Genomic DNA, 17077 nt, shown 5'->3' on the forward strand with positions numbered 1-17077 from the left:
GTTCTTCGATAAATGAAACTTCTCCGTCGCCGAGCACGCAGCAGGCAGTACGTTTTTTGTCGTACGCAGTGCCTTACAGGGCTGTATTACAGTGGACTCTAGTCAAAGATACTAGCGCCAACAGCATCATGGCTTCGCGCCACACTGGCGCATCGCGAGCGGGGAAATCCCTGTCAGCCATGCTGAAAGGACCCCCATGACCCCCCGCATAGCAGTTGCCGCCGTGACATTCGACCGGCCGAAAGAACTGGCTGTCCTGCTGGATTCGATCAACAACCAGACGGCAGCGGTGGACACGATCTGCCTGGTGGACAGTGGCAAAACGCCGGCACTGGACGTGGCCGCGAAGCACCCGAACGTTGACTACGTCCGTTCCGAGGCAAACCTCGGCGGCGCGGGCGGCTTCTCCCTGGCTGCGCTGAAGGCGGTTGCCAGTGGCGCCAAATGGATCTGGATGATGGACGACGACGCCGAGCCGGCCGATCCTGAATGCCTCGCCACGCTGCTGCGGGAGGCTGAGGCACGCGACCTGGAGGCGGTGGTCCCCTTGGTCACAGCGCCCGGCCAGCCGGATCGGCTTTCCTTCTTTTTCCGCCTGGATAGCAGGGTCACGCATAGCCGTGCCGAGGTGGAGAAGATCGGTTTCCTGCCGGACGACGGACACTTCTTCAATGGCGCCCTGATCCGCTCTGATGTCTTCTTCAAGGTGGGCCTGCCGGACATGCGCCTGTTCATCCGCGGCGACGAGGTGGATTTCACCATCCGCCTCCGCAAGGCCGGCATCCGCTTCGGCACGGTGACCACAACCGCAATCACCCATCCGCACGCATTTTCTGAGACGCAGCACGTGTTCGGGGCCCGCTGGCACGTCATTGTTCCCGAGTCAGCCTTCAAGCGGTACTACTACTACCGGAACCGTGGGTACCTGATCCGACGCTATTTCCGCGTCCGGTCTTTTGTGGCCGACGTCGGCGGATACCTGGGCTATTTCGCGCAGCGCCGGGACCTGCCGGGATTCCTGGGCTGGGCCAGGTCTTTCACCACCGGCCTCCGCGGCAAAGGCTTCGCGCCGCTGGAGGACCAGAAGTTCTAGGCTGGAGGTTCCAGTTCCGGCGCTTCTACTTCTGGCTTTTGAGCATCTGCCGCTTCGACCCGCGCCTTGCCAGGAGCCACAACAGGACCCAAGGCTCGCCGAGCACCCGGTAGGCAACACGGCGCGGATGGAGCAGAAGGCGCCACGCCCACTCAAGTCCCATTCGGCCCAGCCACCGCGGTGCGAGTTTCTGGACGCCGGCCAACTGCTCGATAGCTCCTCCCACCGCGCAGTAAATGGCTGGCGGCATGTCACCAAGGCGCCGCTCCAGGACCTTCTCCTGGAGTGGCATGCCCAGTCCAAGCAGAACCAGTTGCGGCTGCTGCAGGTGAAGCCATGCCACTGCGTTGTCTTCGAGGCTCCCATTCCAGCCCTCGCCTGGGAAGCCAGAGACACGGGCACCAGGAACGATGGATTGGAGTTTCCGGACAGCTTCCGCGTTCGCCTCAGCACCGGCACCGAGAACGGCGATCCGCTCGAGTCCTTGCACCTGGCCCAGGGCGGGCAGCCAGTCAGTGGAGCCCAGCCGGTAGTCCATCACCGGTCCCTCGGCCTTGCCGGTCCTCCCCCACAGCCAGAGAACGGGGGCACCGTCCAGCAGGACCACGTCGCTGCGCTGGTATAGCTTGCGGAAACCCTCGTCAGCGAGGGTCAGCGTGACGCTGTGCAGGTTGTGACCCAATACGGTCCGCGTGGACCCTTCCTTTACAAAGCGGCTGAGTTCTTCCACCAGTTCGGGAACCCGCAGCGGGGTAGCATCAACCTCCAGGAGGGGGATTTGCTGGCGGTCCAGCGCCATCAAGGCCTGGAGTCCCGGGCTGGTGCCTGCGCAGCAGGCATCTCGGCGACTTCGGAGTCTTTGGGCTCAACCACCGATGAACCCGAGTGTGTTTCTGCAACCGGCGCTGCTTCAACCGGTTCCTCTTCCGCCACGGGGATCTCGCCTAATCCCAGGACACCCGGAACGTGTTCGCGGAGCTGGTCCAGGCTGACCGCGCCGTTGCGGACCACGCGCAGGAGGGGGCCGGTGGCGTCCACGATGGTGGAGGGCACTGCAGCCTCGCCTTCCCGGGGCCGGAAGCCGCCCTCCAGATAGACCTCGACGGACTCTGCAAGCTGCTCGCGGGCTGCGGCGGCGGTTTGTCCGGGTGCCTGGCCGGTGCGGTTGGCAGAGGAAACGGCGAGCGGGCCGGTGAGCGTCAGCAGTTCGAGGGCGATTTCGTCGGCGGGCATACGCAGCGCCACGGTCCCCTTGGTTTCGCCCAGGTCCCAATCCAGCGACGGCTGGGCGTGCAGGATCAGCGTCAGTCCGCCGGGCCAGAATGCCTCGGCAAGCTTGCGGGCGTCTGCCGAGACGTCGGTGGCGAGCCCGTCAAGGGCATTGACGCGCGGAATCAGCACGGGCGGAGGCATGGTGCGGCTGCGCCCTTTCGATACCAGCAGCATGGTGACGGCCTGCGGCGAAAAAGCGTCGGCCCCAATCCCGTACACCGTGTCGGTGGGGAGCACGACGCACTTCTTTTCGCTGATCGCACGCTGGGCGTGCTCCAGGCCCCGTGCCCGCTCGTCATCACTGGTGCAGTTATAGGTTGTGGTCACTGGCCCATTCTTTCATTGCGTATGGTCTGGTCCCGGGAGCACGGCGCTGGTGGCGCGCTCCTTGCCGTTGAGGTCCAAGTGGGTGCTGATCCTGGTCCAGGATCCTGACCTGCCCAACATCGCAGCGATCCATTCTGCCTGGACTTCTGCATGTTCCATCACGAAGTAGCCGCCGGGAACCAGCAGCCGGGCAGCCGAGGCGGCTGCCGCCGTCGGAAGTTCCATGCCATCCTCTCCCCCGCCGTACAGTGCTTCCGGCGGGTCATGCAGGGCCACCTCGGGCTCGTTGGGGATGGCCTCCGCCGGGATGTACGGCGGGTTGGAAACCACGACGTCGAAGGTTCCGTTCAGCTCCTGGAGTGCGTTCCGCAGGTCCCCCAGCACGAGGTGGACGCCCAGGGGTGCGAGGTTTTTTGCCGCCCAGGCGTGGGCGAAGGGGCTGAATTCCACCGCGTGGACCTCGGCGCCGGGCACTTCGTGGGCAAGGGAGCCCGCGATGGCGCCGGACCCCGTGCCGAGGTCGACGATCCGCGGGTGCGCCATGTCCTTGACGTGGTCAATAACCAGCTGGACCACGGATTCGGTTTCGGGCCGGGGAATGAACACGCCGGGCCCCACGGCCAGCTCGAGGTAGCGGAAATGCGCCACGCCGGTGATGTGCTGCAGTGGAATCCTGCTGGCGCGCTCCGCTACGAGGGCTTCGTAGCCAACAGGTGCCGGCGTGTCACCGAGCATCATGGCGCGGAGCCGGCCCAGCCCCACGTTCAGCAGGTGGTCCGCAAGCAGCTCCGCGTCCACGCGCGGACTGGGTACACCGGCCTCCCGCAGGATGGCTGTGGCCTCGGTGACTGCGTCAGCGAGCGACTGGCCTGGCCCGAATGTCATGTCCTGAATTCCGTAACCTGAATGTCCGCCGGACGGACTAGTCGCCGATGGCGTCCAGGCGCGCCTGTTCGTCCATCTCAATCGCGGACTGGATGACCGGTTCCAGGTCGCCGTTCATGACCTGGTCCAGGTTGTAGGCCTTGTAGCCGGTGCGGTGGTCCGCGATGCGGTTTTCCGGGTAGTTGTAGGTGCGGATGCGCTCCGAGCGGTCCATGGTGCGGATCTGCGACTTCCGCTGGGCCGAGTTTTCGGCGTCGATCTGCTCCTGCTGGTGCGCCAGGATGCGCGCACGAAGCACGCGCATGCCGGCCTCGCGGTTCTGCAGCTGGGATTTCTCGTTCTGCATGGCCACCACGATGCCCGTGGGAAGGTGGGTAATGCGCACTGCAGAGTCCGTGGTGTTCACGGACTGGCCGCCGGGACCGGAGGAACGGTAGACGTCGATCTTGAGGTCGTTCTGGTTGATTTCAAGCTCTTCGGGCTCGTCAACTTCAGGGAGAACCAGCACGCCTGCAGCAGATGTGTGGATGCGCCCCTGGGATTCGGTCACGGGAACGCGCTGCACCCGGTGCACGCCGCCTTCGAACTTCAGCCGGGCGTAGACGCCCTCGGCGGGATCGTTGGAGCTGCCCTTGACGGCAACCTGGACATCCTTGTAGCCGCCAAGGTCCGACTCGGTGGCGGAGATGATTTCGGTCTTCCAGCCGCGCGATTCCGCGTACCGGGTGTACATGCGCAGGAGGTCGCCGGCGAACAGCGCAGCTTCGTCGCCGCCTTCGCCGCCTTTGACCTCAAGGATCACGTTGCGGGCGTCGTCAGGATCGCGCGGGATAAGCAGGCGGCGCAGTTTCGCCGCAGCAACCTCAAGCGCCTTTTCCAGTTCAGGAACCTCGGCAGCAAACTCGGGATCCTCGGCAGCCATTTCCCTGGCAGCAGCAAGGTCATCACGGATGCCTTCCCACTTGTGATAAGCCTCAACAATGCCATTAAGCTGAGCCGACCGCCGCCCCAGCTTCCGGGCAAGCCGCTGATCAGCATAAACAGCAGGATCCCCCAGCTGCGCCTGGATAGCATCATGCTCATCAAGCAGGCCCTGTACGGACTCAAACATCTATAAACCTCTTTCGACTTGTACAAGTCTAGTAATGCCACAAGTTAGGCGAGACGCGCGAAGGCGACTTAACGACGAAGCCGCACGGATTTTCCGCCCCGGGAGTGGCATCGGGCCTGCCGAAGCTGGGAGGCAAACGATCGAAGATCGTAAGCCTCCCAGCGTAGGGGCGGGGGCGGAAAATCCGTGCGGCGTCAGCGCGCGGGACCGCCATTACTAGCGGTGAACTCAGCTATTTGTCGTTATCCGACTTCGCACCAAGCGTCGTCTTCTGAACCTGCATCAGGAACTCAACGTTGCTCTGGGTCTCCCGGATCTTGTTGGTCAGGAGTTCAAGGCTCTGCTGGGTTTCGAGTCCGGAGAGGACGCGGCGCAGCTTCCACATGATCTTGACTTCTTCGGGCGAGAGGAGGTTTTCCTCGCGGCGGGTGCCGGACGCGTTGACGTCCACGGCCGGGAAGATGCGCTTGTCTGCCAGCTGGCGGGACAGGCGGAGCTCCATGTTGCCGGTGCCCTTGAACTCTTCGAAGATGACTTCGTCCATCTTGGAGCCGGTTTCCACGAGTGCGGTGGCCAGGATGGTGAGCGAGCCGCCGTTTTCGATGTTGCGGGCTGCACCGAAGAAGCGCTTGGGCGGGTACAGTGCTGCGGAATCGACACCACCGGACAGGATGCGGCCGGAGGCCGGTGCAGCCAGGTTGTAGGCGCGGCCCAAGCGGGTCATGGAGTCCAGCAGGACCACCACGTCCATGCCCATTTCCACGAGGCGCTTGGCGCGTTCGATGGAGAGTTCGGCCACGGTGGTGTGGTCGTCTGCGGGGCGGTCGAAGGTGGAGGCAATGACTTCACCCTTGACGGTGCGCTGCATGTCCGTGACTTCTTCGGGGCGTTCGTCAACCAGCACCATCATGAGGTGGACCTCAGGGTTGTTGGTGGTGATCGCGTTCGCGATGGACTGCAGGATGAGCGTCTTTCCGGCCTTCGGCGGGGAGACGATCAGGCCACGCTGGCCCTTGCCGATGGGGGCGACGAGGTCGATGACGCGGGGGCCGATCTTTTTGGGATCGGTCTCGAGGCGCAGGCGCTCTGACGGGTAGAGCGGAACCAGCTTGGCGAATTCGACGCGGTCCTTGAGTTCTTCGGCGGTCTTGCCGTTGACCGAGGTGACGCGGACCAGTGCGTTGAACTTCTGGCGGGTGGACTGCTGGCTGCGGTCTTCGCCGTCGCGGGGTGCGCGGATGGCGCCAACAACGGCGTCGCCTTTGCGGAGGTTGTACTTCTTGACCTGGGCCAGGGAGACGTAGACGTCGTTGGGGCCGGGCAGGTAGCCGGAGGTGCGGATGAACGCGTAGTTCTCCAGGACGTCGAGGATGCCTGCAACGGGCAGCAGGACGTCGTCCTCAGTAACCTCAACGTCGTCGACGTCAGGTCCCTGGGCGCGTCCACGACGGCGGTCGTTGCGGTCGTTGCGGTCGCGGAAACGGTCGTTGCGTGAGCTGTTGTCCCGGTCCTGGCCGCCCGAGCGGTCATTGCGGTCGTTCCGGTCGCGGCGGTTGCGGCGGTTGCGGCGGCTGCCGCCGTCGGCGTCATCGGTGTCGCGGTTGTCGTCACGGCGGGCACCTTCACGCTGGCCGGCCTCGCGGCTGCCGGCGTTGTCCCGGCTGCTGTCGCCGCTTTCACGGGTATCGCGGCCGCGGCCACGGCCGGCTTCGCGACGATCGGTGCGCTGGCCGGCCTCTTCGGTTTCGGTGCGCGCTTCGGCGGTGGGCTGTTCAACAGTGCGCGGTTCGGCAGCGCGCTGTTCAACGGTGCGCGGCTCGGCAATACGCTGCTCAGCGCCAGCCTGCTCTGCGGGTGCCTCAACGGCCTCCGCGGCCTGCGGTGCTGCCGCGTCGCCCCGGCGGCGGTTGCGGGTGCGGGGCTGGCGGCGTTCGGCGCCTTCGGTTGCTTCGGGAGCTTCCGCGGCGGCGGGAGCCTCAGCGGGAGCGGCAGGCGCTTCAGCGGCAACTTCAGCAGCTGCCGGTGCCACAACTCCGTCGCTGACGGCCCGGCGGCTGCGGCCGCGGCCGCGGGTGCCTTCGGCCGGCGCTTCCGTGGTTTCGGCCGGCGCGGAGGCTGCAGGGGCAGCAACAGCTGCAGCTGCCGGTGCGGCGACGCTCTCGGTGCGCTTTTCGGCTGACTTGGCCGGAGCCTTGGTCATCGGAGTGCCTGCGCGGTGGGCGGAGATGGCAGCAACCAGGTCCCCCTTGCGCATCCGGGAACCGCCGGAGATACCGAGCTGGCTGGCAAGTGCCTGCAGCTGGGCGAGCTTCAGGCCGGCAAGGCCGCTGCTCTTGGCGGGTGCTGCCGAATCGGCAGCAGAAGATGATAGTTCCACAGCTGGCGACAGCTCAGTGGTTTCGGTCACGAAGGATCCTTCCCCCTCGACGGCGTCCAGACTAGGAGCTGGGCGCGATGATTTGATCTGGGCTGCAGTTCAGATCTGCAGCCGGGATTGTTCGGCCTTGCCGGTTGGATATCGGCCAGCAGGGCCGGATACTGATTCACGCTGCGCTCCGCCCAGGGTGGAACTTTGGACTGACGTTTCAGGGGCAGTTTCAATGCTGCAGATTCCTGCGACAGACCAAGCAGGTGGCACCGGAATAGATTGCGCAGTAGGAGACCAGGTTGCAACTAAGTGCATATGCAGATCAGATAGGCGTCAATTACCGCCGGTGCAACTCCACCTTAGCACCTTCAACGTCCACTGCCAGCTTCAGTACGCGCCAACCTGTATCCGGCGTGTCCGCCGCGGTGAACTCCTCAATGAAAGTGACGACGGCGGCGGCTTCAGCCTGTCCGTCAGCCAGGACCAGCACGGTGGGCCCGGCACCGGAAACGACTGCTGCATGTCCGGCCGCGCGGAGTGCCGAAATCAGTGCAGCGCTCGGACGCATGGCTTCTGCCCGGTAGCTCTGGTGGAGGTAGTCCTCGGTACCGGCGAGCAGGAATTCCGGTTTGCTGGTCAGGGCGTGGATCAACAGCGCCGCCCGCCCGGCGTTCATGGCAGCCGCGTGGTGTCCCACGGACGCCGGAAGCAGCGCCCGCGCGGTTTCCGTGGACAGCTCGAAGTCCGGAACCGCGACCACCGGAACCACCGTTCCGGACACCGTTGCACTGGTGCTGCTGTACTGGTCACTGTCCTGCCACGACAGCGCCAGTCCGCCGAAAATGGCCGGTGCCACGTTGTCCGGGTGCCCCTCGAGCTCGCTGGTGAGCTGAAGGATCCAGTCCTTCCCGCGGCGGCTGCCCTCCGGCACCAGGGCGTTCGCTGCCGAAATCGCGGCCACCACGGCTGACGCGGAGGAGCCCAGGCCGCGCCCGTGGGGAACAACGTTTTCCGCCGTCACTTTGAGGCCGCCGTGACGGAAGCCGAGCCGTTCGAAAGCCGCTTCCATCGCGCGGATGACCAGGTGGCTGGCGTCCCGGGGCAGCGTCTGCGCACCCTCGCCGGTGAGGTCGAACACGAGTTCCTCGGATTCGAGGCTCTCCACCGTTAGGGTGTCATGCAGCGCCAGGGCCAGGCCCAGGCTGTCGTAGCCTGGGCCCAGGTTGGCGGATGTGGCCGGAACACGGACGGTGACGCTTTGTCCGGCTTCAATAAGCTGCACGCCGACGGTGGCCTGCGAGGTGGTGTCCAAGGTTATTTTTCTTCCAGTCCCAGTTCAGCAGCAACGGTGACCACGTCGTTGGAGACCTTGACCGGCTGGACGTCGCTGCCGTCCTCGGTGCGCAGGGCCCACTGGGGGTCCTTCAGTCCGTGTCCGGTGACGGTGATAACGATGGTCTTGCCGGCGGGCACCTCGCCTGCGGCGTGTTTCTTCAGCAGACCCGCCACGCCGGCGGCGGAACCGGGCTCCACAAAGACGCCTTCACGGGAGGACAGCCAGCGGTGGGCGTTAAGGATTTCCTCGTCGGTTACAGCGTCGATGAATCCTCCGGACTCATCGCGGGCAGCGATGGCGCCGTCCCACGAAGCGGGATTGCCAATCCGGATGGCGGTGGCAATGGTGTCCGGTTCAGTGATGGGGTGGCCGGCAACGAACGGTGCGGCCCCTGCTGCCTGGAAGCCCCACATCGCGGGTGTCCTGGTGGAGACGGCGGGCAGCGTGCCGGCGGTATCGGACTCGAACGGAGCGGAGTACTCCTTGTAGCCCTTCCAGTACGCGGTGATGTTGCCTGCGTTGCCGACGGGCAGGACGTGGATGTCCGGGGCGTCACCCAGGGCGTCCACGATCTCGAACGCGCCGGTTTTCTGGCCTTGGATGCGGGCGGGGTTGACCGAGTTGACCAGGAAGACCGGGTAGGACTCCCCCAGTTTCCGGGCGATGTCGAGGCAGTTGTCGAAGTTGCCGTCCACCTGGAGCAGCGTGGCGCCATGGGCGATGGCCTGGCTGAGCTTGCCCATGGAGATCTTGCCTTCGGGCACCAGGACGGCGCACTTCAGGCCTGCGGCCGTTGCGTAGGCGGCGGCGGAAGCAGAAGTGTTGCCCGTGGACGCGCAGACAACGGCCTTGGCACCGGAGGCTACTGCGGCAGTCATGGCCATGGTCATGCCGCGGTCCTTGAACGAGCCGGTGGGGTTCATGCCTTCCACCTTCAGGTACACCTCCGAGCCAGTGAGCTCGGAAAGCTTCTGCGCATGCACCAGCGGGGTGCCGCCCTCACCCAGGGTGATCACCCGGGTGGATTCCGTCACGGGCAGACGGTCAGCGTATTCGCGGATGACGCCGCGCCATTGGTGAGCCACTTAGACTCCTTCTACCCGCAGAACGGATGTAACTGAATTGATGACGTCCAGGCCCTTCACGGCCTCGACGGTGGCCGCGAGGGCAGCCTCTGACGCGCGGTGGGTGACGATCCGCAGTTCGGCCGACTCCACCTTGGACTCGGCGTCTCGGTGGATGGTCTGCCGCATGATTTCGATGGAAACGCCGTGCTCGGCAAACAGCTGGGCGATCCTGGCGAGGACACCGGGCTGGTCCGCCACGTCGAGGCCGATGTAGTAGCTGGTGACGGCGGCGTCAATAGGCAGCGCCGGCACGTGGCCGGTGGTGGTTTCGGTGCGGCCGGGGCCACCGAGCACCAGGCGGCGGGCTGCCGAGACGAGGTCGCCCAGCACTGCGGATGCCGTGGGGGTGCCGCCGGCGCCCTGGCCGTAAAACATCAGCTCGCCGGCGTTCTCCGCCTCGATGAACACGGCGTTAAAGGCCCCCCGGACGGCAGCCAGCGGGTGCTCGCGCGGCAGGAGCGTGGGGTGTACGCGGACGGAAACACCCTCGCCGCCGTCGGCATTAGCGAGCTTTTCAGCGATCGCCAGCAGCTTGATAACAAAACCGGCGTCCTTGGCAGCAGCGATGTCCGCGGCGCTGACGGATGTGATGCCTTCACAGTGCACGTTTTCGAGGGCAAACCGCGTGTGGAAGGACAGCGATGCGAGGATGGCTGCCTTCGCGGCGGCGTCGTGGCCTTCGATGTCGGCAGTGGGGTCTGCTTCTGCATAGCCGAGCCGCTGGGCTTCGGCCAGGGCGTCGGCAAACTGGGCCCCGGTGGAATCCATCTGGTCCAGGATGTAGTTGGTGGTGCCGTTGACGATGCCCAGCACGCGGGTGATCCGGTCGCCGGACAGGCTGTCGCGGATGGGGCGCAGGATGGGGATGGCCCCGGCCACGGCAGCTTCGTAGGACAGCTGGACGTGCGCCTTGTCAGCCTCCTCATAGAGGGTGGGACCGTCCTGGGCGAGGAGGGCCTTGTTGCCGGTGACCACGCAGGCGCCGTTGCGCAGGGCGGAAAGGATCAGCGTACGGGCAGGTTCGATGCCGCCCATCAGTTCGATCACCAAGTCCGCGTCCTTGACCAGGGTCTCGGCGTCGGTGGTGAACAGTTCCTGGGGCAGTTCCACGTCCCGGGGGGCGTTGACGTTGCGCACGGCAATACCGCTCAGCTGCAGGCGGGCACCGGTACGGGCGGCAAGGGCGTCGGCGTCCTCAATGAGAATCCGCGCAACCTGGGCCCCAACGTTGCCACAGCCCAGCAGGGCCACTTTCAGGGTTCGCATTTCAGTCACTCAGGCTCCCATGTCGCGGTTCAACAGATCTTCTTCGGTTTCCCCGCGGACAATCAGCCGGGCAGATCCGTCGCGCACCGCGACAACGCCCGGCCGGGCCAGATAGTTGTAGTTGCTTGACAGGGCCCAGCAGTAGGCGCCGGTCCCCGGTACAGCAAGCAGATCACCGGCTGCCACGTCCTCGGGCAGATATACATCTCTAACAACTATGTCGCCGCTCTCGCAATGTTTGCCCACCACGCGGGACAGCTGCGGCGCGGCGGAGGACGTGCGGGATGCCAGAACGGCCGAATAATCCGCGTCGTACAGCACCGGCCGGGCGTTGTCGCTCATGCCGCCGTCCACCGAAACATAGCGGCGCGGATACGTAACGTTGTTGCCGCCGTCACTGGCCGTTGAGGCGCCGGGAGCGTCCACGCGAACAGTCTTCAGCGTCCCTACCTCGTAGAGGGTGAAGGTGGTGCTGCCCACGATCGCGCGGCCCGGTTCAATCGATATGCGTGGGGAATCGATGCCCAGTTCCGCGCAGGTGGAACGCACGACGGCGGCCATCGCCTCCGCGATCTCGGCTGCGGGGCGGGGGGTATCCACGGGCGTGTACGCAATGCCGTAGCCGCCGCCCAGGTCCAGCTCCGGCATCACGATGGAGTACTTTTCCTGCATGGCTGCGAGGAAGCGGAGGAGCTTCTCCGCGGCCAGCGCGAAGCCGTCCGGTTCGAAGATCTGGGATCCGATGTGGCAGTGCAGACCCAGCAGTTCAATACCAGGGTTCGCGGCGGCAGCTGCAACAGCTTCCTCCGCGGCCGAGAGGCCGGCCTGCCCGGTGGTGTCCTCCGCCATGGAGAGGCCGAACTTCTGGTCCTCGTGGGCGGTGGCGATGAACTCGTGGGTGTGGGCGTGCACACCGGGCGTCAGCCGCAGCATGACCTTTGCCTGGTCACCACGGGTCTGGGCGATGGCCCCGACGCGTTCCAGCTCGGCGAGGCTGTCCACCACAATGCGGCCCAGGTTCATGTCCAGAGCCCGGTTGATCTCGGCGTCGGACTTGTTGTTGCCGTGCAGAGCAACGCGCTCCCCCGGGATTCCGGCACGCGCGGCGACGGCCAGTTCGCCGCCGGAGGCGGTGTCCAGGCGCAGCCCTTCCTCCTCCACCCACTTCACCACTGCAGTGCAGAGGAACGACTTCCCGGCGTAGTAGACATCCACGCCGCCACAGATATCGGCAAAGGCGGCGTCGAAGGAGTCCTTGAACGCGCGTGCCCTGGCACGGAAATCTGCCTCGTCCATCACGAACAGCGGCGTGCCGAACTGTTCCTTCAGGGCAGCAACGGACAGGCCGCCGACGGCCAGGCCGCCGTCGTCGTTCCGGTCAACGCTCTTGGCCCACATCGGTGCCTGCAGGGCATTGAGGTCCCCCGGTACTGCGAGCCATCCGGGGGCCAGCGGCGACGCGTTGTTGGTGTCCTGGCTGGTGGATTCCTGTGCAGTCACGGGGCTACATCCGTTCCGGCGCGGACACGCCGAGCAGGTCCAGGCCGTTGGCCAGCACCTGGCTGGTGGCGTCGTTGAGCCAGAGCCGGGTACGGTTCACATCGGTTACCGCTTCATCGCCCATGGGGGCAATGCGGCAGGCGTCGTACCAGCGGTGGTAGGCGCCGGCGATGATTTCGAGGTGGCGGGCCACCCGGTGCGGTTCGCGCAGCTCGGCAGCCTTGGCCACAACGGAGGGGTAGCTGCCCAGGTAGGAGAGCAGCTCGTTTTCCGTGGCGTGATCCAGGAGCGAGGCGTCGAAGCTGTCTTTGCCGTCCACCCGGCGTTCCACCCCGGCCGCGACCGCGTTGCGGGCTGCACCACGGGTGCGGGCATGGGCGTACTGCACGTAAAACACCGGGTTCTCGTTGCTGTGTTTCTTCAGCAGCTCCGGGTCCAGCGTCAGCGGGGAATCCGCCGGGAAACGCGCCAGGGAGTAGCGGACAGCGTCCTTGCCGAGCCAGTCGATCAGGTCCTTGAGCTCGATGATGTTGCCGGCGCGCTTGGACAGCTTGGCGCCGTTCACCGAAACCAGCTGGCCGATGAGCACCTCGATATTCACCTCGGGATCGTCCCCGGCGCAGGCAGCAATGGCCTTGAGCCGGTTGATGTAGCCGTGGTGGTCGGCGCCAAGCAGGTAGATCTTCTCCGTGAAGCCGCGGTCCTTCTTGGAGAGGTAGTAGGCGGCGTCCGCGGCGAAGTAGGTGGGTTCACCGTTGGCCCGGATCATCACACGGTCCTTGTCGTCGCCAAAGTCGGTGGTCCGCAGCCAAACCGCACCGCCGTCGTCGAACACGTGGCCCTGCTCACGAAGGCGCGCAACGGCACTTTCGATGGCGCCGGCGTCGTGCAGTTCCTGCTCGGAGAAGAACACGTCAAACTCGACGCCGAAGTCCGCGAGGGTGGCCTTGATGTCCTTCATCTGGGCCTCATAGGCGGCCGCGCGGATCACCGGCAGTGCGGCAACTTCGGTCAGTTCGCGGATGTCCGGGTGGGCCGTGAGCACCTCGTGGCCAAGGTCCGCGATGTACTGTCCGGGGTAGCCGCCGTCGGGCACGGGCAGTCCGTGGAGGCGGGAGTACACAGAGTTGGCGAAGGTGTTCATCTGGGAACCGGCGTCGTTGATGTAGTACTCGGCCGTGACGTCGGCTCCGGAAGCACGGAGCACGCGGGCAATGGCGTCGCCCAGTGCGGCCCAGCGGGTGTGCCCGATGTGCAGGGGGCCGGTGGGGTTGGCAGACACAAACTCCATGTTCACGGTGTGACCTGCGAGCGCGGTGTTGGTTCCGTACTGTTTCCCGGCCTCGACAATCACCTTGGCAAGGGCGCCGGCCGTGGCAGCGTCCACGGTGATGTTCAGGAAGCCGGGACCGGCGATATCCACCGCGGAGACGCCGTCGATGGTTTTCAGGTGTGCGCTCAGGACGGTGGCGAACTCGCGCGGGTTGGTGCCTGCCTGCTTCGCAAGCTGCAGGGCAATGTTGGTGGCCCAGTCTCCATGGTCGCGGTTCTTGGGCCGCTCCACGCGTACCTCGTCAGGCACTGCTGATGCTGAAAGGGCGATCTCGCCGGCGGCGACGGCGTCTTTCAGGCAGGCGGATATGGCGAGGGAGAGTTCTTCGGGAGTCACCCCTCTAGCCTACCGGGGGCCGGTGAAAGCAAAAGAATTGGGCCGTTGTCCCCTGCGCCACAGGCAATCCACAGGAAATATCCAAGCCAGTTGCAAGGCTGAACCAATACGCTGGATTCATCGTTGACACCAGCGTAGGTACTGCCACCAGACACTTAACCGAAATGAGAGCCTTGATGAGACAGTCAGTCCGCAAGAGTGTTTTCGCCGGAATCGCCGGCCTGTCCCTCGCTGGAACCGTGGCCGGCTGCGCGCCTTCCGCCGCCGACAGCGCCCCGGGTGCCCCGGCGAAAAGCGCAGCGGAAACTGCTGCCGCCAACCCGACAGCAGCCACGTCGTCGCTGGCCGGCAGCGGTTCCACCTACAAGGACGGGACGTACAGTGCGGACGGAAGCTACGTTTCCCCCAACGGATCGGAGACGGTCGGGGTGGAACTTACGCTGGCCGGAGGCACGGTCACGGGCGTCAACATCACCCAGCATCCCTCCAGCCCGAACACCCGCAAGTTCCAGGGGGAATTCGCCGGCGGCATAGCGGCGCAGATCGTGGGCAAGAGCATCGACGAACTCAACGTCTCCAAAGTTGCCGGCTCCTCCCTGACCAGCGGCGGGTTCAACCAGGCCGTGGAAAAGATCAAGCAGGAGGCGCAGTAGAAGGTGCCGGACGGGGACTGGGAGGACTTTGCGTTCGAGGGGATCGGAACGCAGTGGGAGATCTCCACGCCGGTTCCGCTGAGCGCGCCGGTCAGGACGCGCCTGCTGGAACGGGTGGAGCGTTTCGACGCCGAGTGGTCCCGTTTCCGCTCGGATTCCCGCGTCAGCGCTCTCGCCCGCAGGCCGGGACGTTATGAGTTTGCCGATGAGGCGCAGCAGCTTGGCGCTCTGTACCGAACGCTGTACGGCATGACTGACGGCGCCATGACGCCACTGATCGGGGCTTCCCTGGAACGGCTGGGGTACGACCCCGGCTACTCCCTTAAGCCCTCCGGTTCCCCGCTGGCGGCGCCGGCCTGGGACGAGGTCCTGGACTGGTCCGGCACCACCATCACCACCACGGCTCCGGTGGTGCTCGATATAGGGGCGGCGGGCAAGGGCCTGCTGGTTGACCTGCTCGCGGAGGAGCTGGGTGCCGGGGGCCTGGAAGCGTTTGTCATCGATGCCAGTGGCGACCTGCTGGTCCGCGGTCCGCTGCCCACCGAAGTGGCCTTGGAACATCCCTACAATCCCACCCAGGCCATTGGGATTGTTCCCCTGGACGGCCAGTCGCTGTGCGCCTCTGCTTCCAACCGCCGCGCCTGGGGTGACGGACTGCACCACGTGCTGGACGGAACTACCGGGCAACCGGTGGGGACCGCCGTCGCCACCTGGGCCCTGGCGGATACTGCGATGCTGGCCGACGCACTGGCCACCGCCCTTTTCTTTGTCCCCGGTGACCAGCTCCAGGAAGAATTCGACTTCTCCTGGCTGACCGTGTTTTCCGATGGCAGCGCGGCCCATTCTGCCGCCTTTGAAGGAACACTGTTCACATGAGCCCTGTCGAAACGCCAAAAGCCGGCTCCGTCCCCTCCGTGGCCGGCCGGCTGGACACTCTCCTTGGCCGGTTCACCATGTACCGGCTGATCCTCCTGGTCCTGGCGGCCCTTGCCGCCTACAGCCTGCTGCTCGACGCCCTTGGCTGGCTGACTTTCGGCATTCCCGAAATGCTCGGGCACCTGGCCCTGTGCCTTGGGCTGACGTACGCCTCGAACAGGGCACTGGCAGCGCTGTTCCACGTGCGGCCCCACTCGGAGTCCTCGCTGATCACCGGCCTGCTGCTGTATTTCCTGTTCTGGCCTTCCTTCGTGCCCATGGATGTGGCGGGCGTGGCGCTGGCCTGCGTGCTGGCGTCGGCGTCGAAGTACGCACTGGCGTGGCGGGGCCGCCATATCTTCAATCCCGCTGCTGCCGGCGCCTTCGCGGCCGGGCTCACGGGTCTCAACATTGCCACCTGGTGGGCGGCCACGCCTGCCATGCTGTGGCTGCTGGTTCCGGGTGTCCTCCTGGTCCTGTACCGCACCCGGAAGTTGCTGATGGCTGCGGTTTTCCTGGTGGTGGCGTGCGCGATCATCAGCGCGGAGCTGCTCGAGGCCGGCATGTCCGCGGGAACGGCGTTGTGGCAGGCTCTTGCCCAGCGGCCGCTGCTGTTTTTTGTGGGGTTTATGCTCACCGAGCCGCTGACGCTGCCGCCGCGCAGGTGGCAGCAACTGGGGTTGGCGGCTGTGGTGGGTGTGGTCTTTGCTGTCCCCTACAACTTCGGTTTCCTGGCGAATTCACCCGAGGCTGCGCTGCTGCTCGGCAATCTGCTCGCCTTTATGGCGGGCCAGAGGGGCAGCGTGCGGTTGAGGTTCACCGGGACGCGGCCGCTGACACCCAGCACCACCGAGTTCTCCTTCGAGCCCTCCCGCCCTGTCCGTTTCCTGCCGGGGCAGTACATGGAGCTGGACCTTCCGCATGACAAGGCGGATGGCAAAGGACGACGGCGGGTGTTCAGTCTGACGGGCTCGCCTGGTGAAAGCCAGGTGAAGTTCGGTGTGCGGACCGCCGGGCCCGTTTCCGCCGCCAAAAGCGTCCTCCTCTCGTTGAAGCCCGGCGACGAGGTAACGGCCACCTCGGTGGGCGGTGACTTTGTCCTCCCCCGCGGCTCCCGCAAGCCAGTCCTGCTGATCGCCGCCGGGATCGGCATCACGCCTTTCCTCTCGCACATCTCCTCCGGAAGCCTCCGGGATCGCGACACTGTCCTCCTCCTGCTCGCCAGGAGTGCCGATGAGGTTGCCTACGCTGAGGAACTGAAGTCCGCCGGCATCCGTGTGGCGGCCCTGATCGCGGACGGATCGGAGCCGCCGCCGCACATCACGGCGTTCCCGGCGTACGGGTCCCGGCTGGACGGGGACGCCCTTAAGGCAGTGGTCCCCGACGTCGCTGACCGCGAGGTTTATGTTTCGGGTTCACCGGCCAGTGTCGCTTCTTTGCGGCGCGCGGCGAAGCAGGCCGGGGCACGGCACGTGCATGTCGATTCGTTCTCCGGCTACTGAAGTTGGGGCCTCGCCAGCCCCGGTCGGCCTTGGCGGACTCGCCGTGGAGCGGC

Annotated in this window: 14 protein-coding genes; 4 read left to right on the forward strand and 10 right to left on the reverse strand. The window is 65.6% G+C overall.

Annotated elements, in window-relative coordinates:
• The first annotated feature begins 196 nt into the window (after window positions 1–196).
• Complete coding sequence (locus QFZ36_RS04715) at window positions 197–1093, forward strand: glycosyltransferase (protein WP_306634309.1); 897 nt, start codon at window positions 197–199, stop codon at window positions 1091–1093.
• A gap of 25 nt (window positions 1094–1118) precedes the next feature.
• Here QFZ36_RS04715 and QFZ36_RS04720 read toward each other — a convergent pair whose 3' ends face one another.
• From QFZ36_RS04720 to argS, 10 genes are all read right to left on the reverse strand, one after another.
• The gene (locus QFZ36_RS04720) at window positions 1119–1892 is read right to left on the reverse strand and encodes a WecB/TagA/CpsF family glycosyltransferase (RefSeq protein WP_306634311.1); all 774 of its coding nucleotides are present in this window, start codon (window positions 1890–1892) and stop codon (window positions 1119–1121) included.
• On the reverse strand, window positions 1892–2692 hold the full coding sequence (locus QFZ36_RS04725; protein ID WP_306634312.1) for an L-threonylcarbamoyladenylate synthase: 801 nt from the start codon (window positions 2690–2692) through the stop codon (window positions 1892–1894). Before QFZ36_RS04725 ends, QFZ36_RS04720 begins: the two co-directional genes overlap by 1 nt.
• Window positions 2693–2704: 12 nt before the next feature.
• Window positions 2705–3577, reverse strand: a complete 873-nt coding sequence (gene prmC / locus QFZ36_RS04730) for a peptide chain release factor N(5)-glutamine methyltransferase (RefSeq protein WP_306634314.1) — start codon at window positions 3575–3577, stop codon at window positions 2705–2707.
• Window positions 3578–3614: 37 nt separating this feature from the next.
• Complete coding sequence (gene prfA, locus QFZ36_RS04735) at window positions 3615–4688, reverse strand: peptide chain release factor 1 (protein ID WP_306634315.1); 1074 nt, start codon at window positions 4686–4688, stop codon at window positions 3615–3617.
• Window positions 4689–4920: 232 nt separating this feature from the next.
• Window positions 4921–7095: a transcription termination factor Rho gene (gene rho, locus QFZ36_RS04740; RefSeq protein ID WP_306634318.1), complete on the reverse strand. Its 2175-nt coding sequence runs from the start codon at window positions 7093–7095 to the stop codon at window positions 4921–4923.
• A 298-nt stretch (window positions 7096–7393) separates the two neighbouring features.
• Window positions 7394–8368 (reverse strand): homoserine kinase, encoded by a 975-nt coding sequence (thrB, locus tag QFZ36_RS04745; protein ID WP_306634319.1) that lies wholly within the window; start codon window positions 8366–8368, stop codon window positions 7394–7396.
• A 2-nt stretch (window positions 8369–8370) separates the two neighbouring features.
• Window positions 8371–9477: a threonine synthase gene (thrC, locus tag QFZ36_RS04750; RefSeq protein WP_306634321.1), complete on the reverse strand. Its 1107-nt coding sequence runs from the start codon at window positions 9475–9477 to the stop codon at window positions 8371–8373.
• Window positions 9478–10794, reverse strand: coding sequence for a homoserine dehydrogenase (locus QFZ36_RS04755; protein ID WP_306634322.1), 1317 nt, complete (start codon window positions 10792–10794; stop codon window positions 9478–9480).
• Window positions 10795–12285, reverse strand: a complete 1491-nt coding sequence (lysA, locus tag QFZ36_RS04760) for a diaminopimelate decarboxylase (protein WP_306634323.1) — start codon at window positions 12283–12285, stop codon at window positions 10795–10797.
• 4 nt (window positions 12286–12289) lie between these two features.
• A complete protein-coding gene (gene argS, locus QFZ36_RS04765) occupies window positions 12290–13954 on the reverse strand; it encodes an arginine--tRNA ligase (protein WP_306634324.1) in 1665 nt (554 codons plus the stop codon).
• A gap of 176 nt (window positions 13955–14130) precedes the next feature.
• Between argS and QFZ36_RS04770 the strand changes: the two genes are divergently transcribed.
• The 3 genes from QFZ36_RS04770 to QFZ36_RS04780 are packed head-to-tail and all read left to right on the forward strand — an operon-like array spanning window position 14131 to window position 17024.
• Complete coding sequence (locus QFZ36_RS04770; RefSeq protein ID WP_306634326.1) at window positions 14131–14607, forward strand: FMN-binding protein; 477 nt, start codon at window positions 14131–14133, stop codon at window positions 14605–14607.
• A gap of 3 nt (window positions 14608–14610) precedes the next feature.
• Complete coding sequence (locus QFZ36_RS04775; RefSeq protein ID WP_306634328.1) at window positions 14611–15483, forward strand: FAD:protein FMN transferase; 873 nt, start codon at window positions 14611–14613, stop codon at window positions 15481–15483.
• Complete coding sequence (locus tag QFZ36_RS04780; RefSeq protein WP_306634330.1) at window positions 15480–17024, forward strand: ferredoxin--NADP reductase; 1545 nt, start codon at window positions 15480–15482, stop codon at window positions 17022–17024. Before QFZ36_RS04775 ends, QFZ36_RS04780 begins: the two co-directional genes overlap by 4 nt.
• The last annotated feature ends 53 nt before the right edge of the window (window positions 17025–17077 follow it).

The sequence above is a fragment of the Pseudarthrobacter siccitolerans genome (genome assembly GCF_030823375.1).
Classification (GTDB): domain Bacteria; phylum Actinomycetota; class Actinomycetes; order Actinomycetales; family Micrococcaceae; genus Arthrobacter; species Arthrobacter siccitolerans_A.

Excerpts from the sequence above, each read along its gene's own strand:
- QFZ36_RS04780 (WP_306634330.1), top strand. The coding sequence starts at position 15,480 with ATGAGCCCTGTCGAAACGCCAAAAGCCGGCTCCGTCCCCTCCGTGGCC.
- QFZ36_RS04770 (WP_306634326.1), top strand. The coding sequence starts at position 14,131 with ATGAGACAGTCAGTCCGCAAGAGTGTTTTCGCCGGAATCGCCGGCCTG.
- QFZ36_RS04715 (WP_306634309.1), top strand. The coding sequence starts at position 197 with ATGACCCCCCGCATAGCAGTTGCCGCCGTGACATTCGACCGGCCGAAA.
- prfA (WP_306634315.1), bottom strand. The coding sequence starts at position 4,688 with ATGTTTGAGTCCGTACAGGGCCTGCTTGATGAGCATGATGCTATCCAG.
- prmC (WP_306634314.1), bottom strand. The coding sequence starts at position 3,577 with ATGACATTCGGGCCAGGCCAGTCGCTCGCTGACGCAGTCACCGAGGCC.
- QFZ36_RS04720 (WP_306634311.1), bottom strand. The coding sequence starts at position 1,892 with ATGGCGCTGGACCGCCAGCAAATCCCCCTCCTGGAGGTTGATGCTACC.